The 25,314-nt window shown below is 50.8% G+C and carries 18 protein-coding genes, 1 other RNA gene, 1 pseudogene and 2 other annotated features; of the genes and pseudogenes, 10 read left to right on the top strand and 10 right to left on the bottom strand.

Going from position 1 to position 25,314, the window contains the following annotated elements:
* Positions 1–34 precede the first annotated feature (34 nt).
* A complete protein-coding gene (barA, locus tag SF2799; protein NP_708580.1) occupies positions 35–2,791 on the top strand; it encodes a hybrid sensory histidine kinase BarA in 2,757 nt (918 codons plus the stop codon).
* A gap of 231 nt (positions 2,792–3,022) precedes the next feature.
* Here barA and ygcX read toward each other — a convergent pair whose 3' ends face one another.
* The 8 genes from ygcX to syd all read right to left on the bottom strand — a co-directional run bounded on the left by ygcX (position 3,023) and on the right by syd (position 10,272).
* Positions 3,023–4,363: a glucarate dehydratase gene (ygcX, locus tag SF2800; RefSeq protein ID NP_708581.1), complete on the bottom strand. Its 1,341-nt coding sequence runs from the start codon at positions 4,361–4,363 to the stop codon at positions 3,023–3,025.
* A gap of 20 nt (positions 4,364–4,383) precedes the next feature.
* Positions 4,384–5,724, bottom strand: coding sequence for a glucarate dehydratase (ygcY, locus tag SF2801; RefSeq protein ID NP_708582.2), 1,341 nt, complete (start codon positions 5,722–5,724; stop codon positions 4,384–4,386).
* A 1-nt stretch (position 5,725) separates the two neighbouring features.
* Positions 5,726–7,093, bottom strand: a complete 1,368-nt coding sequence (locus tag SF2802; RefSeq protein ID NP_708583.1) for a transporter — start codon at positions 7,091–7,093, stop codon at positions 5,726–5,728.
* 433 nt (positions 7,094–7,526) lie between these two features.
* Positions 7,527–7,976, bottom strand: a complete 450-nt coding sequence (locus tag SF2803) for a flavodoxin (RefSeq protein ID NP_708584.1) — start codon at positions 7,974–7,976, stop codon at positions 7,527–7,529.
* A 17-nt stretch (positions 7,977–7,993) separates the two neighbouring features.
* A complete protein-coding gene (gene yqcB / locus SF2804; RefSeq protein ID NP_708585.1) occupies positions 7,994–8,776 on the bottom strand; it encodes a tRNA pseudouridine synthase C in 783 nt (260 codons plus the stop codon).
* The gene (locus tag SF2805) at positions 8,776–9,105 is read right to left on the bottom strand and encodes a hypothetical protein (protein ID NP_708586.1); all 330 of its coding nucleotides are present in this window, start codon (positions 9,103–9,105) and stop codon (positions 8,776–8,778) included. The genes yqcB and SF2805 overlap by 1 nt, the downstream gene beginning before the upstream one ends.
* Positions 9,106–9,147: 42 nt before the next feature.
* A non-coding RNA gene (gene csrB, locus SF4558) (CsrB RNA; inhibitor of CsrA) lies at positions 9,148–9,516 on the bottom strand.
* Between the two features lie 210 nt (positions 9,517–9,726).
* On the bottom strand, positions 9,727–10,272 hold the full coding sequence (gene syd / locus SF2806) for a SecY interacting protein Syd (RefSeq protein NP_708587.1): 546 nt from the start codon (positions 10,270–10,272) through the stop codon (positions 9,727–9,729).
* Positions 10,273–10,339: 67 nt separating this feature from the next.
* Here syd and queF point away from each other — a divergent pair, with 67 nt between their 5' ends.
* The 6 genes from queF to xni all read left to right on the top strand — a co-directional run bounded on the left by queF (position 10,340) and on the right by xni (position 18,238).
* On the top strand, positions 10,340–11,188 hold the full coding sequence (gene queF, locus SF2807) for a 7-cyano-7-deazaguanine reductase (protein NP_708588.1): 849 nt from the start codon (positions 10,340–10,342) through the stop codon (positions 11,186–11,188).
* A 111-nt stretch (positions 11,189–11,299) separates the two neighbouring features.
* Positions 11,300–12,664: a hypothetical protein gene (gene ygdH / locus SF2808; RefSeq protein NP_708589.1), complete on the top strand. Its 1,365-nt coding sequence runs from the start codon at positions 11,300–11,302 to the stop codon at positions 12,662–12,664.
* A 16-nt stretch (positions 12,665–12,680) separates the two neighbouring features.
* Positions 12,681–14,108, top strand: a mobile genetic element.
* Complete coding sequence (locus SF2809) at positions 12,748–14,094, top strand: insertion sequence IS4 transposase InsG (protein NP_708590.1); 1,347 nt, start codon at positions 12,748–12,750, stop codon at positions 14,092–14,094. (Overlaps the previous feature by 1,347 nt.)
* A 549-nt stretch (positions 14,109–14,657) precedes the next feature.
* Positions 14,658–15,947 (top strand): serine transporter, encoded by a 1,290-nt coding sequence (sdaC, locus tag SF2810; protein NP_708591.1) that lies wholly within the window; start codon positions 14,658–14,660, stop codon positions 15,945–15,947.
* Positions 15,948–16,004: 57 nt separating this feature from the next.
* The gene (gene sdaB / locus SF2811; RefSeq protein NP_708592.1) at positions 16,005–17,372 is read left to right on the top strand and encodes an L-serine dehydratase; all 1,368 of its coding nucleotides are present in this window, start codon (positions 16,005–16,007) and stop codon (positions 17,370–17,372) included.
* Positions 17,373–17,392: 20 nt separating this feature from the next.
* Positions 17,393–18,238 carry a flap endonuclease-like protein gene (gene xni, locus SF2812; RefSeq protein NP_708593.1) on the top strand — a complete coding sequence of 282 codons (846 nt, stop codon included), beginning with the start codon at positions 17,393–17,395 and terminating at the stop codon, positions 18,236–18,238.
* 52 nt (positions 18,239–18,290) lie between these two features.
* Here the strand turns inward: xni and fucO are convergent, their stop codons facing one another.
* Together fucO and fucA are read right to left on the bottom strand one after the other, a co-directional pair.
* Positions 18,291–19,439: an L-1,2-propanediol oxidoreductase gene (fucO, locus tag SF2813; protein ID NP_708594.2), complete on the bottom strand. Its 1,149-nt coding sequence runs from the start codon at positions 19,437–19,439 to the stop codon at positions 18,291–18,293.
* 27 nt (positions 19,440–19,466) lie between these two features.
* On the bottom strand, positions 19,467–20,114 hold the full coding sequence (gene fucA, locus SF2814) for an L-fuculose phosphate aldolase (RefSeq protein NP_708595.1): 648 nt from the start codon (positions 20,112–20,114) through the stop codon (positions 19,467–19,469).
* Positions 20,115–20,660: 546 nt separating this feature from the next.
* On the opposite strand from fucA, the gene fucP reads away from it, so the two are divergent.
* The 3 genes and pseudogenes from fucP to fucK all read left to right on the top strand — a co-directional run bounded on the left by fucP (position 20,661) and on the right by fucK (position 25,313).
* Positions 20,661–21,977, top strand: coding sequence for an L-fucose transporter (gene fucP / locus SF2815; RefSeq protein NP_708596.1), 1,317 nt, complete (start codon positions 20,661–20,663; stop codon positions 21,975–21,977).
* Positions 21,978–22,009: 32 nt separating this feature from the next.
* The gene (gene fucI / locus SF2816; RefSeq protein NP_708597.1) at positions 22,010–23,785 is read left to right on the top strand and encodes an L-fucose isomerase; all 1,776 of its coding nucleotides are present in this window, start codon (positions 22,010–22,012) and stop codon (positions 23,783–23,785) included.
* Positions 23,786–23,863: 78 nt separating this feature from the next.
* Positions 23,864–25,313, top strand: a sequence feature (Similar to Escherichia coli K12 L-fuculokinase gi: 1789168 (483 aa). BLAST with identity of 98% in 483 aa. This CDS contains an in-frame stop codon. The sequence has been checked and is believed to be correct.).
* A pseudogene (fucK, locus tag SF2817) lies at positions 23,864–25,313 on the top strand. Its footprint overlaps the feature before it by 1,450 nt.
* Position 25,314 lies beyond the last annotated feature (1 nt).

A 25,314-nucleotide genomic window follows, 5' to 3' on the forward strand; every position in this document is an offset into this window, starting at 1 on the left:
CAGTGTGACCTTAATTGTCCCATAACGGAACTCCATGACCAACTACAGCCTGCGCGCACGCATGATGATTCTGATCCTGGCACCGACCGTCCTTATTGGTTTATTGCTGAGTATCTTTTTCGTCGTGCATCGCTATAACGACTTGCAGCGTCAACTGGAAGATGCCGGTGCTAGCATTATTGAGCCGCTTGCAGTTTCTACTGAATATGGCATGAGCCTGCAAAATCGCGAATCTATCGGTCAGTTAATAAGCGTACTGCATCGTCGCCATTCCGATATTGTTCGCGCGATTTCGGTTTATGATGAAAATAACCGACTCTTTGTCACCTCCAATTTTCATCTTGATCCCTCATCAATGCAGCTCGGCAGCAACGTGCCGTTTCCTCGCCAGCTCACTGTCACTCGTGACGGCGATATTATGATCCTCCGCACGCCGATTATTTCTGAGAGTTACTCCCCCGACGAATCGCCCAGTAGCGATGCCAAAAATAGTCAAAATATGTTGGGATATATTGCGCTTGAGCTGGATCTTAAATCGGTTCGCTTGCAGCAATATAAAGAGATCTTTATTTCCTGCGTGATGATGCTGTTTTGTATCGGTATTGCGCTTATTTTTGGCTGGCGCTTAATGCGCGATGTAACCGGTCCGATTCGCAACATGGTGAATACCGTCGACCGCATCCGTCGCGGGCAACTCGACAGCCGGGTGGAAGGATTTATGCTCGGCGAGCTGGATATGCTGAAAAACGGTATCAACTCGATGGCAATGTCGCTGGCTGCTTATCACGAAGAGATGCAGCACAATATCGACCAGGCGACGTCCGATCTGCGTGAAACGCTGGAGCAGATGGAAATTCAGAACGTTGAGTTGGATCTGGCGAAAAAGCGCGCCCAGGAAGCGGCGCGTATTAAATCCGAGTTTCTGGCAAATATGTCACACGAGCTGCGTACACCACTGAATGGTGTTATTGGCTTTACCCGCCTGACGCTGAAAACAGAATTAACACCAACGCAGCGCGATCACCTGAATACGATTGAACGTTCGGCAAATAATTTGCTGGCAATTATTAATGATGTTCTCGACTTCTCGAAACTGGAAGCAGGTAAGCTGATTCTGGAAAGTATTCCATTCCCACTACGCAGCACGCTGGATGAAGTCGTTACTCTGCTGGCACATTCTTCTCACGATAAAGGGTTGGAACTGACGCTCAATATTAAAAGCGACGTGCCTGATAACGTGATCGGCGACCCACTGCGATTACAGCAAATCATCACTAACCTGGTGGGGAATGCAATTAAATTCACCGAGAATGGCAACATTGATATTCTGGTAGAAAAACGTGCGCTGAGTAATACCAAAGTGCAGATTGAAGTGCAGATTCGGGATACCGGCATTGGTATTCCTGAACGCGATCAATCGCGCTTATTCCAGGCCTTCCGACAGGCTGATGCCAGTATTTCCCGCCGTCATGGTGGCACCGGGCTGGGGCTGGTGATTACACAAAAACTGGTTAATGAAATGGGCGGCGATATTTCGTTCCATAGCCAGCCGAATCGCGGTTCAACTTTCTGGTTCCACATTAATCTCGATCTGAACCCGAACATTATTATCGAAGGGCCATCCATCCAGTGCCTCGCAGGTAAGCGCCTGGCCTATGTCGAACCAAACTCCGCAGCAGCGCAATGCACGCTGGATATTTTAAGTGAAACGCCGCTGGAAGTGGTTTATAGCCCAACGTTCTCCGCGCTGCCTCCCGCGCATTACGACATGATGTTGTTAGGCATCGCGGTGACCTTCCGCGAGCCGCTAACAATGCAACATGAGCGATTAGCGAAAGCGGTATCGATGACCGATTTCCTGATGCTGGCACTTCCTTGCCATGCACAAGTTAATGCTGAAAAACTCAAGCAAGATGGTATCGGCGCGTGTCTGCTGAAACCATTAACACCTACGCGCCTGTTGCCTGCCCTGACGGAATTTTGTCATCACAAACAAAACACGCTTTTGCCTGTAACCGATGAAAGTAAGCTGGCAATGACAGTCATGGCGGTTGATGACAACCCCGCTAACCTGAAACTTATCGGCGCATTGCTGGAAGATATGGTGCAACATGTGGAACTTTGCGATAGCGGGCATCAGGCAGTTGAACGGGCGAAACAGATGCCGTTCGATTTGATCTTAATGGATATTCAAATGCCGGACATGGATGGCATTCGGGCCTGCGAACTCATCCACCAACTCCCGCATCAGCGACAAACGCCGGTTATCGCGGTAACGGCGCATGCAATGGCCGGGCAAAAAGAGAAGCTGCTTGGCGCAGGGATGAGCGATTATCTGGCGAAACCGATTGAAGAAGAGCGATTGCATAATTTGTTGTTGCGCTACAAGCCTGGCAGCGGTATTTCGTCTCGCGTCGTGACGCCCGAAGTCAACGAAATTGTGGTGAACCCGAATGCGACCCTCGACTGGCAACTGGCACTACGCCAGGCAGCAGGAAAAACCGATTTAGCGCGCGATATGCTGCAAATGTTACTCGATTTCCTGCCTGAAGTTCGCAACAAAGTTGAGGAACAGCTGGCTGGAGAAAACCCGGAAGGCCTGGTTGATTTGATTCATAAACTGCATGGCAGTTGCGGCTATAGCGGCGTACCACGTATGAAGAATCTCTGCCAGCTGATCGAACAACAGCTACGTAGCGGTACTAAAGAAGAAGATTTGGAGCCGGAGCTGCTGGAACTGTTGGACGAGATGGATAATGTCGCGCGCGAAGCCAGCAAAATTCTCGGGTAACGGACGTCTTGTCGAGTAGCAATCGGCTTTTTATGACGCTGGTTTCAGATTGGTGACAAAGTGCCTGTGTTTATGCCGGATGCGGCGTTAACGCCTTATCCGGCCTACAAAACCAATTAAATTCAATGAATTAAAAAATGATGTAGACCTGATACATAGCACAACAGGCTATTTTGCGTTTAGCATCAGTCTCAAACCGGCTCCAGATAGAGCCGGTTTTGGTTTTCTGTCTTAACGCACCATGCACGGGCGCTTGTTATCGAACGTCCAGCCAGGAATCAGATACTGCATTCCCATCGCATCGTCACGCGCGCCAAGCCCGTGTTTCTGATACAGCTCATGGGCTTTCATCACTTGATCCATATCGATTTCTACACCCAGCCCCGGTTTTTCTGGCACCTGTACCAGCCCGCCTTTGATCTCAAACGGTTCTTTGGTCAGGCGCTGATTACCTTCCTGCCAGATCCAGTGCGTATCAATAGCAGTAATTTTACCCGGTGCAGCGGCGGCAACATGGGTAAACATCGCCAGGGAAATATCGAAGTGGTTGTTTGAGTGTGAACCCCAGGTCAGGCCAAATTCATGGCACATTTGCGCCACACGTACCGAACCTTGCATAGTCCAGAAATGCGGATCCGCCAGCGGGATATCAACGGATTGTAACGAGAGCGTATGGCCCATCTGCCGCCAGTCGGTGGCGATCATATTGGTTGCAGTCGGCAGGCCAGTCGCGCGACGGAACTCTGCCATCACTTCACGCCCGGAGAAACCTTGCTCCGCACCACACGGATCTTCTGCATAAGCCAGCGAACCTTTCAGGTATTTACCAATTTTAATTGCTTCGTTCAGCGACCAGGCACCGTTAGGATCGAGCGTAATACGCGCCTGCGGGAAGCGTTGCGCCAGTGCCACAATAGACTCGGCTTCTTCTTCCCCGGCCAGTACACCGCCTTTCAGTTTGAAATCGTTGAAGCCATATTTTTCATACGCCGCTTCCGCCAGGCGCACCACCGCATCCGGCGTCATCGCTTCTTCATGACGCAGGCGATACCAGTCGCATGAGTCATCCGGCTGGCTTTGATACGGCAGAGGTGTGGCTTTGCGATTACCGACGAAGAACAGATAACCGAGCATTTCGACTTCGCTACGCTGTTGACCATCGCCCAGCAGCGATGCCACGTTTACCCCCAGATGCTGCCCCAGCAGATCCAGCATTGCCGCTTCTATCCCGGTAACTACATGAATAGTGGTACGCAAATCAAATGTCTGCAAACCGCGCCCACTAGCATCACGATCGGCAAAAGTATTACGCACCAGCGTCAGAACGTTTTTGTATTCACCCAGCGTTTTACCTACCACCAGCGGAATCGCATCTTCCAGCGTTTTACGGATTTTCTCGCCGCCGGGAATTTCCCCTACGCCAGTGTGACCGGAATTATCTTTGATAATCACAATATTACGCGTGAAGAACGGTGCGTGTGCACCACTCAGATTCATCAGCATACTGTCATGACCCGCCACCGGGATGACCTGCATTTCAGTAACAACAGGCGTCGTAAATTGAGAACTCATATTTATGTCCTTTTTCAGAATCAATGACGGCCGAAAACGGGACGTTTACGGTCAAAGGTCCAGCCGGGGATCAGGTACTGCATCGGACCTGCGTCGTTACGCGCACCGCAAGGCAGACGTTTATAGGCCTCATGTGCCTTTTGTACCTGTTCCCAGTCCAGTTCCACGCCCAGACCGGGCGCATCAGGAACGGCAATTTTTCCGTTTTTAATCTCCAGCGGATTTTTGGTCAGGCGACAATCGCCCTCCTGCCAAATCCAGTGGGTATCGATAGCGGTAGGATTACCCGGTGCCGCCGCGCCCACATGGGTAAATATCGCCAGAGAGATATCGAAATGGTTGTTGGAATGGCAGCCCCAGGTCAGCCCCCAGTCGTCGCAAAGCTGCGCCACGCGGACTGCACCGGAAAGCGTCCAGAAGTGCGGATCGGCAAGTGGAATATCTACCGCATTGAGCATCACCGCATGACCCATTTCGCGCCAGTTGGTGGCGATCATGTTAGTCGCGACGGGCAAGCCGGTCGCCCGTCGAAACTCCGCCATCACTTCACGTCCGGAGAAGCCCTGTTCTGCGCCGCATGGATCTTCGGCATAGGTAAGAACATCATTCAGCCCTTTGCATAAAGAAATGGCTTCATCAAGCAGCCATGCACCGTTGGGATCAACGGTAATCCGCGCATCCGGGAAGCTTTTCTTCAATGCACGAACAGTGTCGATTTCTTGCTCGCCAGGTAACACCCCGCCCTTAAGTTTGAAATCTTTAAAGCCATAGCGATCCTGTGAGGCTTCCGCCAGACGCACAACGGCTTCGCTGTTCATCGCTTTCTGATGGCGCAACTGATACCACTCATGGTTGCCCGGCGTATTTTCCAGATAAGGAAGATCGGTTTTGGTCCGATCACCTATATAAAACAGATAACCGAGGACGGTAATAGTCTCGCGTTGCTTGCCTGGCCCCAACAGTTCGCAGACCGGAACATTCAGCGCCTTACCTAGCAGGTCAAGCAAGGCGGCTTCCAGCGCCGCCACGGCATTAACGCGCAATTCAAAAGTCCAGGCACCTTTGCCGAAGGTATCAAAATCGGCTGCCTGATTACCTTTATGTACCTGCTGAACCACTTTATTCAGGCGCGCAACTTCCTGGCCCAGAACCATCGGAATAGCATCGACCAGTGTTTGATAAATCACCTCTCCGCCCGGCGCTTCACCAATGCCGGTATGCCCGGCGTTATCGGTGAGTACCACGATATTGCGGGTGAAGTATGCGTTATGCGCACCACCAATATTGAGCAACATGCTGTCATGTCCGGCGACCGGAATGACTTTCATATCAGTAATAACAGGACTGGATTGTGTCGCCATCTTATTGCCCCGCGACAGGTTTCAGCTCGATACGCTTGATATCGCCCACCAGCACCAGGTAGCTCAGTACCGCGATTAGGGCATGAACACCAACATAAATCAGCGCCCCATTAAACGAGCCAGTCGTGCCAACGATATAACCAATTGCGATTGGCGTGACGATGCCAGAAATGTTACCGAACATGTTGAACAGGCCACCGGAAAGACCGCTGATCTCTTTTGGCGCTGTATCTGCCATTACTGCCCAACCCAGCGCCCCGATGCCCTTACCGAAGAAGGCCAGCGCCATAAAGCCGATGATCATCCACTCAACGTTGACGTAGTTGCAGAACACCATCACCATCGACAGCAACATGCCCATTACGATCGGTGTTTTACGCGCAATGTTCAGCGATCCCGTGCGGCGCATCAGCCAGTCGGAAATAATTCCACCCAGCACACCGCCGATAAAACCGCAAACCGCCGGAACGGAAGCCACAAAGCCCGCTTTCAGAATCGACATCCCACGCGCCTGCACCAGATAAACCGGAAACCAGGTAATGAAAAAGTAAGTCAGGGCGTTGATACAGTACTGACCGATATAAACGCCGATCATCATCCGTGACCCGAGCAGCTGTTTGATCTGCCCCCACTTCACGCTGAACGGCACTTTAACTTTGGTGCTTTGCTGATCCATATTGATCAGCGCGCCACCCGCGGCGATATACTCCAGCTCTTTCTGATTTACCCCCGGATGTTGATTTGGCTCGTGGATGACTTTCAACCAGATAAAGCTGATGACAATGCCCAGACCGCCCATAAAGAAGAAGACGTGTGACCAGCCCACTTCATGCGTCAGCCAGCCCATAATCGGCGCGAAGATCACCGTTGCGAAGTATTGAGCGGAGTTAAAAATCGACACCGCCGTTCCCCTTTCCTGCACCGGAAACCAGGCCGCAACAATGCGACTGTTGCCGGGGAAAGATGGCGCTTCAGCAAGCCCGACCAGGAAGCGCAGAGTAAACAGGGCAACGATAATGCCGAATCCACTAAAGATATCGACGAAGCCTTGCAGCAAGGTAAACATCGACCAGATAAAGATCGACCAGATAAAGATCGACCAGAAGTAGACGCGTTTTGAACCAAAACGATCCAGCAACCAACCACCAGGGATCTGCCCGATAACATAAGCCCATGAGAAGGCAGAGAACACATAGCCCATTCCCACGGGATCAAGGCCGATATCTTTGGCCATTTCCGAACCGGCAATAGAAAGCGTAGCGCGGTCGCCGTAGTTGAAGGATGTGACGATAAACAACATCACCACTATCCAGTAACGAGCATTCGTGCGTTTTTCCACACTGCTCGCAGCCTGACTTAAAGAACTCATTGTTGCACTCCTGAAAATTCGCGTTAGCCACGCTCACTCTGGACTGCGACATCGCCAGGAAATCAGAGGTGACGTAGGGTGTTTTTTGCCGTTTTTATAGGTCGTTCGCCGAATACGGCGCGTGTTTATATCTGGCAATAGCAGTATAAAAAGCGCGCCATAGCGGCTCACCGTGCAACAACACAACATTAATGCGTTCAATGAGGCCCGATTTTGGCATTAGCCCTGGACGGTGGAATCCACTTCACGGAAATGAAAACAAGAACAAGAAAGGAAGGGTAAAAACGAAGAAATAAAGAAGAGTATGAAATGGATCGCTTGACTCTAGGCAAACGCCAGTAAAAATCCGCGCTATGAAGCAGTTTTTACTGGCATTTGCCTGAAAAGATTCGATTCAGCACCGCTAAAACGACATTTACCGCTCGCTGACATATCAGGACAACAGCGTGCCCCACTGTTCGACCCACGGATTTGATTCCGTTTCCGGTTCCGGGTTCTCACTGGCGTCAATCAACAGCATTTCGCCAACCCGCTGAGCGCTCTGTTCCTGCAACAAGGCATCGAACTGTTTGCCGCCATTGCAAAAATTTACATAACTGCTGTCGCCGAGCGCAATCACGCCATAACGCAGATTCGGCTGGAAGCCCAGACTATCTTTGATTCCCTGAAAGAGCGGCACAATGCTATCAGGAAGGTCGCCCTGCCCGGTCGTGGACGTAACCACCAGAACATACTTATCCTGATAGGGCAGCCAGTCGCTTAATTCAGGATCTTCAAATACCGTTGCTTTGTGGCCCTGTGCGGTCAGAATTGCTTCTGCTTCTTCCGCCACTAACAGCGAATTTCCGTACATGGTGCCGACAAAAATACCAATTTCCGCCATACCGTTTTCTCCCTGGATTAGGAACTTATCTCTCCATCCTGACCCGATGGCGCACTGAACTCAACCCTTTCATTTTCAGGAAGCAGACCGCGCCAGCCAAATTGTGATAACGCCTGCATCCAGGTGTCGTCCAGGCCCGCGTGAATAGTCAGCGGCTCGCCAGTAAAAGGATGCGTCAATGACAACTGACTGGCATGTAGCATTAACCGCTGGAGGCCAAAATGCTCAGCACCGCTGCGATTCTGGCGTAAATCGCCATGTTTGCTATCGCCAATAATCGGATGACGCAAATGGGCAAGATGTCGTCGAAGCTGATGTTTGCGTCCGGTTTTCGGCTCCAGTTCCACCAGGCCGTAGCGCGTGGTCGGGTAACGTCCGGTCGCTACCGGCATTTCTACGGTCGCCAGACCGCGATAATGCGTCACTGCTGGCTGCGGGCCTTTATCTTCGCGGGCAAATTTATCAGCGATTTTGTCCAGTTCTTCCACCAGTGGATAATCCAACACCGCTTCTTCCATCAACCAGCCGCGCACAATCGCATGGTAACGTTTCTGGATTTGGTGCTGTTCAAACTGTTGTGCCAGCAGCCGTCCGGCCTCGCTGGATAATCCCATCAACAACACACCAGAAGTGGGTCGGTCCAGACGATGAGCAGTAAAAACATGCTGTCCTATCTGGTCACGCACGGTTTGCATGACCACTACTTTCTCGTCGCGATCCAGCCAGCTACGGTGAACCAGCCAGCCGGAGGGTTTATTTACCGCAACCAGCCATTCATCCTGATAGAGTATTTCCAGCATTAGCTCGCATCATCCGCAAAAAGAGCATCCAGTTTTTCCAACTCAGCCAGAATAAGCGCGCGTTGCGGATGGTCCGTCGCCAGCGCCATTTCATAATAGGGTGCAACAGCAAAAGCGCCCGGTAACGGCTGGTTGTTATTTAACAAATCGTGCATTCGCGGGATCAGCCCCCACTGCAACCACTCCAGTGGTTCCATGGTGTCCATAAAGAACGGTTGGGTACTATTAAATTGATGCGGCTGGGGTTCATCGTTTCGCCAGTGCTGATGTTCACGCAGTAACGCTTCAAGCGCCTGCAACTGGAGACGAACGCGGTCATGAGTGGTCATAAAGCAACCTCAATAAGAAAAACTGCCGCGAAGGATAGCAGGAATAAAAAAAGGGAGCACTGTATTCACAGTGCTCCCGGTTCGTTTCGCAGCATTCCAGCTACTTTTGTTGCTCCCTGCTCATCCTTGACAACTTTTCCTCTGGCCTTGCGGCCAATCGTTCATCCTGAACTATTGCTTCCTGCTCACACCACCCCGATGTGATACTTCATCCTGAAGTGTCCCTGGCCTTCCTGACCCACCGAATCATCCTGACCGGTTCTCATTCTCCATCCTGGAGGTGTCCTTTAACGCGTCCTGCGTCATCCTCTTCGCTTCATCCAGAAGCCTTTCCCTGAAACACCATCCTGGTGTGTCCTGCAGAAGTGTCATCATCCTGATGTTCACTTCGTTGTCTGACTCCCTGTCGACGAAGATAGAATCGTCTTTTTCGCGAAGTCTTACAAGGCGCTTACAGACAATGCCTTAAGGAAAATTTCATATGAAAGTTAAGAATTAACAATCAACATTTTGATTTTAAATGAAAATAACGATTCTTATCTTTTTAAGTATTCGCTTATTTCCTGGCGATCTCCTACAGAGTCTGTAAGAGATCTCTCACAACCAGATGGGGTATTTGGATTACAGAAGAGGCTTAAGTTGATTAAGGAATTCCGCAAGATTTGAGGCTAAATTCGTCCGTTTACGTGTTCCCAGCGTCTCTTTGCACACTTCACCGGAGAGATTACACACCGAGATGACCTCTAACTCTTCTTCCAGCGTCGCGATAAATAGCGTGGGCGGCAGTTTTAGCCTTTTCTGAGTCACCAGATGACCAATCAGATTTTCCTGCACCCGACGGAAGTCGTCTTCACTCCAGGTTTGCAGCAATGTCAGTTTGATATCGCCAAACTGCGCGTGCATATCCCCGGCAAACTGAGTCGTATAAAAGGTATGAATTGTGGGTTGTATCACAATATCAAAAGCGCGTTCAACCGCGTTTACATTTTGTTCCCCGGTAAACGGCTGGGGTTGCCAGTATACGGCATCTTCGGTAGTTGAAATAATGCACGGTGAAGGAACACCGTACAATTCCTCACTTAACGGCCAGCTTTTATGCTCTTCATGCCACGCATCGCAGTAGCGTGCAGTAAAATCTTTCAGGGCTTGTGCGGTCAAATCGTCCACTAATTTCTCTCTTCACTTAAACCAGATACACTTGTCGTTTAGTTTATCTGGTTTATGACGGTGAAACATGTCTTCTTATGCAAACCATCAGGCACTTGCGGGCCTGACTCTTGGAAAATCAACCGATTACCGGGATACCTATGACGCCAGCCTACTGCAAGGCGTTCCACGCAGCCTGAATCGCGACCCGCTGGGTCTGAAAGCGGATAACCTGCCTTTTCACGGTACGGATATCTGGACGCTGTATGAACTTTCCTGGCTGAATGCGAAAGGTTTGCCGCAGGTCGCTGTCGGTCATGTTGAACTTGATTACACCAGCGTAAATCTGATTGAGTCGAAGAGTTTTAAGCTCTATCTCAACAGTTTTAACCAGACGCGTTTTAATAACTGGGATGAGGTGCGCCAGACGCTGGAGCGCGACTTAAGCACTTGCGCTCAGGGTAAGATTAGCGTGGCGTTATATCGTCTTGATGAACTGGAAGGCCAGCCGATAGGTCATTTCAATGGCACTTGCATTGATGACCAGGATATCACTATCGATAACTATGAATTCACTACTGACTATCTGGAGAATGCCACCAGCGGTGAAAAAGTAGTGGAAGAGACGCTCGTCAGCCACCTGCTGAAATCAAACTGCCTGATCACCCATCAACCAGATTGGGGTTCGATCCAAATTCAGTATCGTGGACGCCAAATTGACAGAGAAAAACTGCTGCGTTACCTGGTCTCATTCCGTCATCACAACGAGTTCCACGAACAGTGCGTGGAACGCATCTTTAATGACCTGTTACGCTTCTGCCAGCCAGAGAAATTGAGCGTTTACGCACGTTATACCCGTCGTGGCGGTCTGGACATTAACCCGTGGCGCAGTAATAGCGATTTTGTCCCATCGACCACAAGACTGGTTCGGCAATAAATTTTTTCTCAATTTTGCGTGCTGGATTCACGCAGAAGGTTGTGAAAGGTCATCAGGCAGGGCTATTGTAATCAAAGGGAATGACGATATTCGTCCCATAAGGAGTTTTTCTTGATTACACATATTAGCCCGCTTGGCTCCATGGATATGTTGTCGCAGCTGGAAGTGGATATGCTTAAACGCACCGCCAGCAGCGACCTCTATCAACTGTTTCGCAACTGTTCACTTGCCGTACTGAACTCCGGTAGTTTGACCGATAACAGCAAAGAATTGCTGTCTCGTTTTGAAAATTTCGATATTAACGTCCTGCGCCGTGAACGCGGCGTAAAGCTGGAACTGATTAATCCCCCGGAAGAGGCTTTTGTCGATGGGCGAATTATTCGCGCTTTGCAGGCCAACTTGTTCGCGGTTCTGCGAGACATTCTCTTCGTTTACGGGCAAATCCATAATACCGTTCGTTTTCCCAACCTGAATCTCGACAACTCCGTCCACATCACTAACCTGGTCTTTTCCATCTTGCGTAACGCTCGCGCGCTGCATGTGGGTGAAGCGCCAAATATGGTGGTCTGCTGGGGCGGTCACTCAATTAACGAAAACGAGTATTTGTATGCCCGTCGCGTCGGGAACCAGCTGGGCCTGCGTGAGCTGAATATCTGCACCGGCTGTGGTCCAGGAGCGATGGAAGCGCCGATGAAAGGTGCTGCGGTCGGACACGCGCAGCAGCGTTACAAAGACAGTCGTTTTATTGGTATGACAGAGCCGTCGATTATCGCCGCTGAACCGCCTAACCCACTGGTCAACGAATTGATCATCATGCCGGATATCGAAAAACGTCTGGAAGCGTTTGTCCGTATCGCTCACGGCATCATTATCTTCCCTGGCGGTGTGGGTACGGCAGAAGAGTTGCTGTATTTGCTGGGAATTTTAATGAACCCGGCCAACAAAGATCAGGTTTTACCATTGATCCTCACCGGCCCGAAAGAGAGCGCCGACTACTTCCGCGTACTGGACGAGTTTGTCGTACATACGCTGGGCGAAAACGCGCGCCGCCATTACCGCATCATCATTGATGACGCCGCTGAAGTCGCTCGTCAGATGAAAAAATCGATGCCGCTGGTGAAAGAAAATCGCCGTGATACAGGCGATGCCTACAGCTTTAACTGGTCAATGCGCATTGCGCCAGATTTGCAAATGCCGTTTGAGCCGTCTCACGAGAATATGGCTAATCTGAAGCTTTACCCGGATCAACCTGTTGAAGTGCTGGCTGCCGACCTGCGCCGTGCGTTCTCCGGTATTGTGGCGGGTAACGTAAAAGAAGTCGGTATTCGCGCCATTGAAGAGTTTGGTCCTTACAAAATCAACGGCGATAAAGAGATTATGCGTCGTATGGACGACCTGCTACAGGGTTTTGTTGCCCAGCATCGTATGAAGTTGCCAGGCTCAGCCTACATCCCTTGCTACGAAATCTGCACGTAATCTCCCCTCCCCCGGTGTAATGCCGATCAGTTAAGGATCAGTTGACCGATCCAGTGGCTGTGTAAGAATCCGGAAACGCTCACTTGTTTCCGGATTTTTTTATGCACATTGGACAGGCTCTTGATCTGGTATCCCGTTACGATTCTCTGCGTAACCCACTGACTTCTCTGGGGGATTACCTCGACCCCGAACTCATCTCTCGTTGCCTTGCCGAATCAGGTACTGTAACGCTACGCAAGCGCCGTCTTCCCCTCGAAATGATGGTCTGGTGTATTGTTGGCATGGCGCTTGAGCGTAAAGAACCTCTTCACCAGATTGTGAATCGCCTGGACATCATGCTGCCGGGCAATCGCCCCTTCGTTGCCCCCAGTGCCGTTATTCAGGCCCGCCAGCGCCTGGGAAGTGAGGCTGTCCGCCGCGTGTTCACGAAAACAGCGCAGCTCTGGCATAACGCCACGCCGCATCCGCACTGGTGCGGCCTGACCCTGCTGGCCATCGATGGTGTGTTCTGGCGCACACCGGATACACCAGAGAACGATGCAGCCTTCCCCCGCCAGACACATGCCGGGAACCCGGCGCTCTACCCGCAGGTCAAAATGGTCTGCCAGATGGAACTGACCAGCCATCTGCTGACGGCTGCAGCCTTCGGCACGATGAAGAACAGCGAAAATGAGCTTGCTGAGCAACTTATAGAACAAACCGGCGATAACACTCTGACGTTAATGGATAAAGGTTATTACTCACTGGGACTGTTAAATGCCTGGAGCCTGGCGGGAGAACACCGCCACTGGATGATACCTCTCAGAAAGGGAGCGCAATATGAAGAGCTCAGAAAACTGGGTAAAGGCGATCATCTGGTAAAGCTGAAAACCAGCCCGCAGGCACGAAAAAAGTGGCCGGGACTGGGAAATGAAGTGACAGCCCGCCTGCTGACCGTGACGCGCAAAGGAAAAGTCTGCCATCTGCTGACGTCGATGACGGACGCCATGCGCTTCCCCGGAGGAGAAATGGCGGATCTGTACAGTCATCGCTGGGAAATCGAACTGGGATACAGGGAGATAAAACAGACGATGCAACTGAGCAGGCTGACGCTGAGAAGTAAAAAGCCGGAGCTTGTGGAGCAAGAACTGTGGGGTGTCTTACTGGCTTATAATCTGGTGAGATATCAGATGATTAAAATGGCGGAACATCTGAAAGGTTACTGGCCGAATCAACTGAGTTTCTCAGAATCATGCGGAATGGTGATGAGAATGCTGATGACATTGCAGGGCGCTTCACCGGGACGTATACCGGAGCTGATGAGCGATCTTGCAAGTATGGGACAACTTGTGAAATTACCGACGAGAAGGGGAAGGGCCTTCCCGAGAGTGGTAAAGGAGAGGCCCTGGAAATACCCCACAGCCCCGAAAAAGAGCCAGTCAGTTGCTTAACTGACTGGCATTACTCCCCCGGTGACGTTTGTTGCCGGGTTTTCTCGTTTTTGGTCACTTACTCATCAACTCATTTCATTTGTTATATGAATGTTTCTTACCACCCTCACGCGACAAATATCATCACAGTTAATATGTCATACAATTTATGTTGCAACACAAACGTTTCCCTATTTTCATAAACCGTATTTTATCGCTATGAAAAAGAAATTATCGCCATGATTAACTAAAAGTATTGATTTTTTCAGTTCAACCTACATATATTGCGCGCCCCGGAAGAAGTCAGATGTCGTTTAATGGGCAAATATTGCCCTTAAATTCTCTTTTACTTTTGATTTACAGAGTAAAGCGTTGGGATAATCTATCTTCCAAGCAGATTATTGTATTTGGGATCAAGATCACTGATAGATACATAACTTGTGTGTATCTTTCCGCCCTCAAATTATTACGGCGGTAAATGATTAAGCCATCGCCGATAGACAGATTTCATTTTTACGGTCAGGCACCTTCCCGGGCTGAACTGGCTAAAAGCTGAATTATTTGCATTCCTCCAGGAGAAATAGATGGAAACGACTCAAACCAGCACGATTGCGTCGAAAGACTCTCGTAGTGCCTGGCGCAAGACAGACACCATGTGGATGCTGGGCCTTTACGGCACGGCAATCGGCGCGGGCGTGCTGTTCCTGCCAATCAACGCCGGTGTTGGCGGTATGATCCCGCTGATCATCATGGCTATCCTTGCGTTCCCGATGACGTTTTTTGCTCACCGCGGCCTGACTCGCTTCGTACTGTCTGGTAAAAACCCGGGCGAAGACATCACCGAGGTTGTAGAAGAACACTTTGGTATTGGCGCAGGTAAACTGATTACCCTGCTCTACTTCTTCGCTATCTACCCGATCCTGCTGGTTTATAGCGTGGCAATCACCAATACCGTTGAAAGCTTCATGTCTCACCAGCTGGGTATGACGCCACCGCCGCGTGCGATTCTGTCGCTGATCCTGATCGTGGGTATGATGACCATCGTTCGCTTTGGTGAGCAGATGATCGTTAAAGCGATGAGTATTCTGGTATTCCCGTTTGTTGGCGTACTGATGCTGCTGGCTCTGTACCTGATCCCGCAGTGGAACGGCGCAGCACTGGAAACGCTGTCTCTGGACACTGCATCTGCAACCGGAAACGGTCTGTGGATGACCCTGTGGCTGGCAATTCCGGTAATGGTGTTCTCGTTCAACCACTCTCCGATCATCTCTTCTTTCGCCGTTGCGAATCGTGAAGAGTACGGCGATATGGCAGAACAGAAATGCTCCAAGATCCTGGCATTCGCACACATCATGATGGTGCTGACCGAAATGATCTTCGTCTTCATCTGCGTACTGAGCCTGACTCCGGCAGACCTGGCTGCGGCTAAAGAGCACAACATCTCGATTCTGTCTTACCTGGCTAACCACTTTAACGCACCGGTTATCGCGTGGATGGCTCCGATTATCGCGATTATCGCTATCACCAAATCCTTCCTCGGCCACTACCTGGGCGCACGTGAAGGCTTCAACGGTATGGTGATTAAATCTCTGCGTGGTAAAGGTAAGTCTATCGAAATCAACAAGCTGAACCGTATCACTGCGCTGTTCATGCTGGTAACGACCTGGATTGTTGCCACCCTGAACCCGAGCATCCTGGGTATGATTGAAACCCTGGGCGGCCCAATCATCGCGATGATCCTGTTCCTGATGCCGATGTACGCAATTCAGAAAGTACCGGCAATGCGTAAGTACAGCGGTCACATCAGCAACGTATTCGTTGTCGTGATGGGTCTGATTGCAATCTCCGCAATCTTCTACTCTCTGTTCAGCTAAGTCCTTTCGCGCCGCTTTCGGGCGGCGCTTCCTCCGTTTTAACGCGATGTATTTCCTATGATTAGCGTATTCGATATTTTCAAAATCGGCATTGGCCCTTCCAGTTCTCATACCGTTGGACCAATGAAAGCGGGTAAACAATTTACCGACGATCTGATTGCCCGTAACCTGCTTAAAGACGTGACCCGCGTGGTGGTTGACGTGTACGGCTCGCTCTCTCTGACTGGTAAAGGCCACCACACAGATATCGCCATTATTATGGGCCTGGCGGGTAACCTGCCGGATACCGTGGATATCGATTCCATCCCCGGTTTTATTCAGGATGTGAATACTCATGGTCGCCTGATGCTGGCAAACGGTCAGCATGAAGTGGAGTTCCCGGTTGATCAGTGCATGAACTTCCATGCAGACAACCTTTCTCTGCATGAAAACGGTATGCGCATTACCGCGCTGGCGGGCGATAAAGTCGTTTACAGCCAGACTTACTACTCTATTGGCGGTGGCTTTATCGTTGATGAAGAGCATTTTGGCCAGCAGGATAGCGCACCGGTTGAAGTTCCTTATCCGTACAGTTCAGCAGCCGATCTGCAAAAACATTGTCAGGAAACCGGGCTGTCACTCTCTGGCCTGATGATGAAAAACGAGCTGGCGCTGCACAGTAAAGAAGAGCTGGAACAGCACCTGGCGAACGTCTGGGAAGTCATGCGTGGCGGTATTGAGCGCGGTATTTCCACCGAAGGCGTGTTGCCTGGCAAACTGCGCGTTCCACGCCGTGCTGCGGCACTACGCCGGATGCTGGTCAGCCAGGATAAAACCACCACTGACCCGATGGCGGTTGTTGACTGGATCAACATGTTTGCACTGGCAGTGAACGAAGAGAACGCTGCTGGCGGTCGCGTGGTGACTGCGCCGACTAACGGTGCGTGCGGGATTATCCCGGCTGTGCTGGCGTACTACGATAAGTTTATCCGCGAAGTGAACGCTAACTCACTGGCTCGTTACCTGCTGGTAGCCAGCGCCATTGGTTCTCTTTATAAGATGAACGCGTCGATTTCTGGTGCCGAAGTGGGTTGCCAGGGTGAAGTTGGCGTGGCGTGCTCTATGGCGGCAGCTGGTCTGGCAGAACTGTTAGGCGCAAGCCCGGCGCAGGTTTGCATCGCAGCGGAAATCGCGATGGAGCACAACCTCGGTCTGACTTGTGACCCGGTCGCGGGGCAGGTTCAGGTACCGTGCATTGAGCGTAACGCCATTGCAGCAGTGAAAGCGGTGAACGCCGCGCGTATGGCACTGCGCCGTACCAGCGAACCGCGCGTCTGCCTCGATAAAGTTATCGAAACCATGTACGAAACAGGTAAAGACATGAACGCCAAGTACCGCGAAACCTCTCGCGGCGGCCTGGCGATGAAGATCGTTGCCTGCGATTAATCTCTCCCAGAGGCCTCGTTTTGCGAAGCCTCTTCCTGTTTTCTCAACCAGCCATAGCCTGTTCCGGCATCGAATGTTACCCTTATCGCCTGATCTTTAAGGGGGTTATCGTGGCTGTTCATTTGCTTATTGTCGATGCACTGAATCTTATCCGTCGCATTCATGCCGTTCAGGGTTCGCCCTGTGTCGAAACCTGCCAGCATGCGCTCGATCAGCTCATTATGCACAGCCAGCCAACCCACGCGGTCGCCGTTTTTGATGATGAAAACCGCAGTAGCGGCTGGCGTCATCAGCGTTTACCAGATTACAAAGCGGATCGACCGCCAATGCCGGAAGAGTTGCACGACGAGATGCCTGCATTACGCGCCGCCTTTGAGCAACGCGGCGTCCCGTGCTGGTCAGCCAGCGGCAACGAAGCCGATGACTTAGCCGCCACACTGGCGGTCAAAGTGACACAGGCCGGGCATCAGGCAACGATTGTTTCGACAGATAAAGGCTACTGTCAGTTACTTTCACCGACATTACGTATTCGTGATTACTTCCAGAAACGTTGGCTGGATGCGCCATTTATCGATAAAGAATTTGGCGTTCAACCGCAGCAGTTGCCCGATTACTGGGGACTTGCGGGGATCAGCAGTTCAAAGGTACCGGGTGTTGCGGGAATCGGACCAAAAAGCGCCACGCAGCTGCTGGTCGAGTTTCAGAGTCTGGAAGGGATATATGAGAATCTGGATGCGGTTGCCGAAAAGTGGCGCAAAAAATTAGAAACCCATAAAGAGATGGCGTTTCTGTGCCGCGATATTGCCCGCTTACAAACCGATTTGCATATCGACGGCAATTTACAGCAATTGCGGTTGGTACGGTAACGGCGAGCCGGATACGCCGCAAATCGTATCCGGCATTATCACATCAGCGCATTTACCAGGCGGTATGGTAAAGCTCTACAATATCCTCAAGCGTTGCTTCACGCGGGTTGCCACCGGTACAAACATCATCCAGTGCCGCCTGAGCCAGTGCCGAAATGTCTTCCTTGCGTACACCAACATCACGCAAATGTGGCGGAATACCGACATCACGGTTGAGGGCAAACACCGCTTCAACAGCGGCATTACGCGCCCCTTCCAGGCTCATACCTTCCACTTTCACGCCCATAACGCGCGCGATATCGCGGTACTTCTCACCGGTAAAGTCAGCGTTATAGCGCATGACATGCGGTAACAGGATGGCGTTCGCAACACCGTGTGGAGTGTTATAAAACGCGCCCAGTGGATGCGCCATACCATGCACCAACCCTAACCCAACATTCGAGAAGCCCATACCCGCAACATACTGCCCGAGCGCCATTTCTTCTCCGGCATCCTTATCACCAGCAACCGATCCTCGCAGCGCCCCAGCAATGATTTCAATCGCTTTAATGTGCAGTGCATCGGTTAGTGCCCACGCGCCACGGGTAATATACCCCTCAATAGCATGAGTGAGCGCATCAACACCCGTCGCGGCTTTCAGCGCCGGAGGCATACCATCCATCATGTCAGCATCAATAAACGCCACCTGCGGGATATCATGCGGATCAACGCAAACAAACTTGCGCCGTTTTTCTTCGTCAGTGATCACGTAGTTAATGGTCACTTCTGCCGCAGTACCTGCTGTGGTGGGGATTGCCAGAATCGGTACACTGGGTTTATTGGTCGGGGAAAGCCCTTCCAGGCTACGCACATCGGCAAACTCCGGGTTGTTGCTGATAATGCCAATTGCTTTACAAGTATCCTGTGGAGAACCACCACCAATAGCGATCAGGTAATCCGCGCCGCTATTCTGGAATACACCGAGCCCTTCTTTGACGACAGTAATTGTTGGGTTGGGCACTACGCCGTCGTAAATCGCCCATGCCAGCCCTGCAGCATCCATCTTATCGGTCACTTTCGCCACCACGCCGCATTGCACCAGCGTTTTATCGGTGACGATCAGCGCCTTCTGATAACCACGGCGTTTCACCTCATCGGTTAAAGCCCCAACAGCACCCCGACCAAACCATGCCGTTTCGTTCAGAATCATTCTGTTAGCCATCATCCTTCTCCTTGTTGCTTTACGAAATTACTCTTCAATCCGTAACCCATAGGTTTTGAATTTCTCCAGCACTACGGCAATCTCTTCATCGCTCAGCACTGGCACCGGGTCCGTAATCGCCAGGGTCGTCAGGTAAAGTTGCGCCAGCACTTCAACTTCATGCGCCAGCCATAACGCTTTTTCCAGATTCACCTCACAAGCGATAAGCCCATGATGTTGTAACAAAGTTGCCTTACGATTTTTGAGAGCCAGCGCAACATGTTCAGAAAGTTCGCGTGTTCCAAAGGTCGCATAAGGCGCGCAAGGAATAGAATTACCGCCAGCCGCCGCAATCATGTAGTGAATAGCGGGGATCGATCGGTTAAGAATGGAAACTGCCGTGCAATGAACGGCATGATTGTGAACAACCGCGTTGGCATCCGGTCTGCTTTGATAGGCTGCCATATGGAAACGCCATTCGCTTGAGGGGAGCTTTCCTTCCTCATGTTTACCGTTGCCATCAATAAAGACAATATGCGACTCCGTCAGTTTTTCATATGGAATGCCTGTAGGCGTAATCAGCATCCCATCCTGATAACGTACACTGACGTTCCCCGCTGTCCCCTGGTTCAGTCCCAGGCGGGTCATTTCCAGGCAAGTGTCAATAATCTGACGAGCAAGTTTATTTCGTTCCATTAGCTACCTCTCTCTGATTCAAAACAGGGCAATAATGTTGTTCCTTTCACACTATTGAATTAGCCGTTTAATTACCCACCATCTTCTTCCTGATTAACAAGAAAGAAATTCACAAGCTTATATTTTGTGACCTAGCTCAACTAATCACAGTAAATAACTGCAAGTTCTCTTTTTATAACCCCGTTAAAAATGACCGCTCTTAAAAATATTTATCAAAACGGTCATTTTTCCATTTCCCCTCGCCAGAAATGCCCGTTTTCGGCACAAACAATTAATACGGTCATCTGGTTTGTGTTTTTTATGATTTATTTTCTGAAACGGGCATGAAATTTCGATTATTAAAGTGATGGTAGTCACATAAAGTCACCTTCCAGCTAATAAGTGTGACCGCCGTCATATTACAGAGCGTTTTTTATTTGAAAATGAATCCATGAGTTCATTTCAGACAGGCAAATATTCACCGATATGAAGCCCGAACTCGCTGGTTTTGCACTTTTGAAAACATAACCGATTACGTGCTTAAGCTTCTGAACCTAAGAGGATGCTATGGGAAACACATCAATACAAACGCAGAGTTACCGTGCGGTAGATAAAGATGCAGGGCAAAGCAGAAGTTACATTATTCCATTCGCGCTGCTGTGCTCACTGTTTTTTCTTTGGGCGGTAGCCAATAACCTTAACGACATTTTATTACCTCAATTCCAGCAGGCTTTTACGCTGACAAATTTCCAGGCTGGCCTGATCCAATCGGCCTTTTACTTTGGTTATTTCATTATCCCAATCCCTGCTGGGATATTGATGAAAAAACTCAGTTATAAAGCAGGGATTATTACCGGATTATTTTTATATGCCTTGGGCGCTGCATTATTCTGGCCCGCTGCAGAAATAATGAACTACACCTTATTTTTAGTTGGCCTATTTATTATTGCAGCCGGATTAGGTTGTCTGGAAACTGCCGCAAACCCTTTTGTTACGGTATTAGGGCCGGAAAGCAGTAGTCACTTCCGCTTAAATCTTGCGCAAACATTTAACTCGTTTGGCGCAATTATCGCGGTTGTCTTTGGGCAAAGTCTTATTTTGTCTAACGTGCCACATCAATCGCAAGACGTTCTCGATAAAATGTCTCCAGAGCAATTGAGTGCGTATAAACACAGCCTGGTATTATCGGTACAGACACCTTATATGATCATCGTGGCTATCGTGTTACTGGTCGCCCTGCTGATCATGCTGACGAAATTCCCGGCATTGCAGAGTGATAATCACAGTGACGCCAAACAAGGATCGTTCTCCGCATCGCTTTCTCGTCTGGCGCGTATTCGTCACTGGCGCTGGGCGGTATTAGCGCAATTCTGCTATGTCGGCGCACAAACGGCCTGCTGGAGCTATTTGATTCGCTACGCTGTAGAAGAAATTCTAGGTATGACTGCAGGCTTTGCCGCTAACTATTTAACCGGAACCATGGTGTGCTTCTTTATTGGTCGTTTCACCGGTACCTGGCTCATCAGTCGCTTCGCACCACACAAAGTCCTGGCCGCCTACGCATTAATCGCTATGGCACTGTGCCTGATCTCAGCCTTCGCTGGCGGTCATGTGGGCTTAATAGCCCTGACTTTATGCAGCGCCTTTATGTCGATTCAGTACCCAACAATCTTCTCGCTGGGCATTAAGAATCTCGGCCAGGACACCAAATACGGTTCGTCCTTCATCGTTATGACCATTATTGGCGGCGGTATTGTCACTCCGGTCATGGGTTTTGTCAGTGACGCGGCGGGCAACATCCCCACTGCTGAACTGATCCCCGCACTCTGCTTCGCGGTCATCTTTATCTTTGCCCGTTTCCGTTCTCAAACGGCAACTAACTGAACATATTTTCCGAATAAAGTGAGGAATCTGTAATGAAAAAAATCAGCTTACCGAAAATTGGTATCCGCCCGGTTATTGACGGTCGTCGCATGGGTGTTCGTGAGTCGCTTGAAGAACAAACAATGAATATGGCGAAAGCTACGGCCGCACTGCTGACCGAGAAACTGCGCCATGCCTGCGGAGCTGCCGTCGAGTGTGTCATTTCCGATACCTGTATCGCGGGTATGGCTGAAGCCGCTGCTTGCGAAGAAAAATTCAGCAGCCAGAATGTAGGCCTCACCATTACGGTAACGCCTTGCTGGTGCTATGGCAGTGAAACCATCGACATGGATCCAACCCGCCCGAAAGCCATTTGGGGCTTTAACGGCACTGAACGCCCCGGCGCTGTTTACCTGGCTGCGGCTCTGGCAGCTCACAGCCAGAAAGGCATCCCGGCATTCTCCATTTACGGTCATGACGTTCAGGATGCCGATGACACATCGATTCCTGCCGATGTTGAAGAAAAACTGCTGCGCTTTGCCCGCGCCGGTTTGGCCGTCGCCAGCATGAAAGGTAAAAGCTATCTGTCGCTGGGCGGCGTTTCGATGGGTATCGCCGGTTCTATTGTTGATCACAACTTCTTTGAATCCTGGCTGGGAATGAAAGTCCAGGCGGTGGATATGACCGAACTGCGTCGCCGTATCGATCAGAAGATTTACGACGAAGCCGAACTGGAAATGGCACTGGCCTGGGCTGATAAAAACTTCCGCTATGGCGAAGATGAAAATAACAAACAGTATCAACGCAATGCCGAGCAAAGCCGCGCAGTTCTGCGCGAAAGTTTACTGATGGCGATGTGTATCCGCGACATGATGCAAGGCAACAGCAAACTGGCCGATATTGGTCGCGTGGAAGAATCACTTGGCTACAACGCCATCGCTGCGGGCTTCCAGGGGCAACGTCACTGGACCGATCAATATCCCAATGGTGACACCGCCGAAGCGATCCTCAACAGTTCATTTGACTGGAATGGCGTGCGCGAACCCTTTGTCGTGGCGACCGAAAACGACAGTCTTAACGGCGTGGCAATGCTAATGGGTCACCAGCTCACCGGCACCGCTCAGGTATTTGCCGATGTGCGTACCTACTGGTCACCAGAAGCAATTGAGCGTGTAACGGGGCATAAACTGGACGGACTGGCAGAACACGGCATCATCCATTTGATCAACTCAGGTTCTGCTGCGCTGGACGGTTCCTGTAAACAACGCGACAGCGAAGGTAACCCGACGATGAAGCCGCACTGGGAAATCTCTCAGCAAGAGGCTGACGCTTGCCTCGCCGCTACCGAATGGTGCCCGGCGATCCACGAATACTTCCGTGGCGGCGGTTACTCTTCCCGCTTCCTTACCGAAGGCGGCGTCCCGTTCACCATGACTCGTGTCAACATCATCAAAGGCCTGGGACCGGTACTGCAAATCGCGGAAGGCTGGAGCGTGGAATTGCCGAAGGATGTGCATGACATCCTCAACAAACGCACCAACTCAACCTGGCCAACCACCTGGTTTGCACCGCGCCTCACTGGTAAAGGGCCGTTTACGGATGTGTATTCGGTAATGGCGAACTGGGGTGCCAACCACGGAGTTCTGACCATCGGCCACGTTGGCGCAGACTTTATCACCCTTGCCTCCATGCTGCGTATCCCGGTATGTATGCACAACGTTGAAGAGACCAAAGTGTATCGTCCTTCTGCCTGGGCTGCGCACGGCATGGATATTGAAGGCCAGGATTACCGCGCTTGCCAGAACTACGGTCCGTTGTACAAGCGTTAATACATTACACCCTGATGTGATGCCCGGTCGCTCCGGCTACCGGGCCTGAACAAGCAAGAGTGGTTAGCCGGATAAACAATGTTATCCGGCTATATTGCAGGAGCGATTATGAAACAAGAAGTTATCCTGGTACTCGACTGTGGCGCGACCAATGTCAGGGCCATCGCGGTTAATCGGCAGGGAAAAATTGTTGCCCGCGCCTCAACGCCTAATGCCAGCGATATCGCGATGGAAAACAACACCTGGCACCAGTGGTCTTTAGACTGCCATTTTGCAACGCTTTGCTGATTGCTGTCGGCAAATCAATAGTGAACTGACTGAATGCCACATCCGCGGTATCGCCGTCACCACCTTTAGTGTGGATGGCGCTCTGGTAGATAAGCAAGGCAATCTGCTCTATCCGATCATTAGCTGGAAATGTCCGCGAACAGCAGCGGTTATGGACAATATTGAACGGTTAATCTCCGCACAGCGGTTGCAGGCTATTTCTGGCGTCGGAGCCTTTAGTTTCAATACGTTATATAAGTTGGTGTGGTTGAAAGAAAATCATCCACAACTGCTGGAACGCGCGCACGCCTGGCTCTTCATTTCGTCGCTGATTAACCACCGTTTAACCAGCGAATTCACTACTGATATCACGATGGCCGGAACCAGCCAGATGCTGGATATCCAGCAACGCGATTTCAGTCCGCAAATTTTACAAGCCACCGGTATTCCACGCCGACTCTTCCCTCGTCTGGTGGAAGCGGGTGAACAGATTGGTACGCTACAGAACAACGCCGCAGCAATGCTCGGCTTACCCGTTGGCATACCGGTGATTTCCGCAGGTCACGATACCCAGTTCGCCCTTTTTGGCGCTGGTGCCGAACAAAATGAACCCGTGCTCTCCTCCGGTACATGGGAAATTTTAATGGTTCGCAGCGCCTAGGTTGATACTTCGCTGTTAAGTCAGTACGCCGGTTCCACCTGCGAACTAGATAGCCAGGCATGGTTGTATAACCCAGGTATGCAATGGCTGGCATCCGGCGTGCTGGAATGGGTGAGAAAACTGTTCTGGACGGCTGAAACACCCTGGCAAATGTTGATTGAAGAAGCTCGTCTGATCGCACCTGGCGCGGATGGTGTGAAAATGCAGTGTGATTTATTGTCGTGTCAGAACGCTGGCTGGCAAGGAGTGACGCTTAATACCACGCGGGGGCATTTCTATCGCGCGGCGCTGGAAGGGTTAACTGCGCAATTACAGCGCAATCTACAGATGCTGGAAAAAATCGGGCACTTTAAAGCCTATGAATTATTGTTAGTCGGTGGAGGAAGTCGCAACACATTGTGGAATCAGATTAAAGCCAATATGCTTGATATTCCGGTAAAAGTTCTCGACGATGCCGAAACGACCGTCGCAGGAGCTGCGCTGTTCGGTTGGTATGGCGTAGGGGAATTTAACAGCCCGGAAGAAGCCCGTGCACAGATTCATTATCAGTACCGTTATTTCTACCCGCAAACTGAACCTGAATTTATAGAGGAAGTGTGAA

Source organism: Shigella flexneri 2a str. 301, assembly GCF_000006925.2.
Taxonomy (GTDB): Bacteria; Pseudomonadota; Gammaproteobacteria; order Enterobacterales; family Enterobacteriaceae; genus ECMA0423.

Coding starts and splice junctions, on each gene's coding strand:
- fucI (NP_708597.1), top strand. CDS start 22,010: ATGAAAAAAATCAGCTTACCGAAAATTGGTATCCGCCCGGTTATTGAC.
- SF2802 (NP_708583.1), bottom strand. CDS start 7,093: ATGAGTTCTTTAAGTCAGGCTGCGAGCAGTGTGGAAAAACGCACGAAT.
- ygcX (NP_708581.1), bottom strand. CDS start 4,363: ATGAGTTCTCAATTTACGACGCCTGTTGTTACTGAAATGCAGGTCATC.
- SF2803 (NP_708584.1), bottom strand. CDS start 7,976: ATGGCGGAAATTGGTATTTTTGTCGGCACCATGTACGGAAATTCGCTG.
- yqcB (NP_708585.1), bottom strand. CDS start 8,776: ATGCTGGAAATACTCTATCAGGATGAATGGCTGGTTGCGGTAAATAAA.
- queF (NP_708588.1), top strand. CDS start 10,340: ATGTCTTCTTATGCAAACCATCAGGCACTTGCGGGCCTGACTCTTGGA.
- fucA (NP_708595.1), bottom strand. CDS start 20,114: ATGGAACGAAATAAACTTGCTCGTCAGATTATTGACACTTGCCTGGAA.
- barA (NP_708580.1), top strand. CDS start 35: ATGACCAACTACAGCCTGCGCGCACGCATGATGATTCTGATCCTGGCA.
- sdaC (NP_708591.1), top strand. CDS start 14,658: ATGGAAACGACTCAAACCAGCACGATTGCGTCGAAAGACTCTCGTAGT.
- fucP (NP_708596.1), top strand. CDS start 20,661: ATGGGAAACACATCAATACAAACGCAGAGTTACCGTGCGGTAGATAAA.
- fucO (NP_708594.2), bottom strand. CDS start 19,439: ATGGCTAACAGAATGATTCTGAACGAAACGGCATGGTTTGGTCGGGGT.
- sdaB (NP_708592.1), top strand. CDS start 16,005: ATGATTAGCGTATTCGATATTTTCAAAATCGGCATTGGCCCTTCCAGT.
- ygcY (NP_708582.2), bottom strand. CDS start 5,724: ATGGCGACACAATCCAGTCCTGTTATTACTGATATGAAAGTCATTCCG.
- SF2805 (NP_708586.1), bottom strand. CDS start 9,105: ATGACCACTCATGACCGCGTTCGTCTCCAGTTGCAGGCGCTTGAAGCG.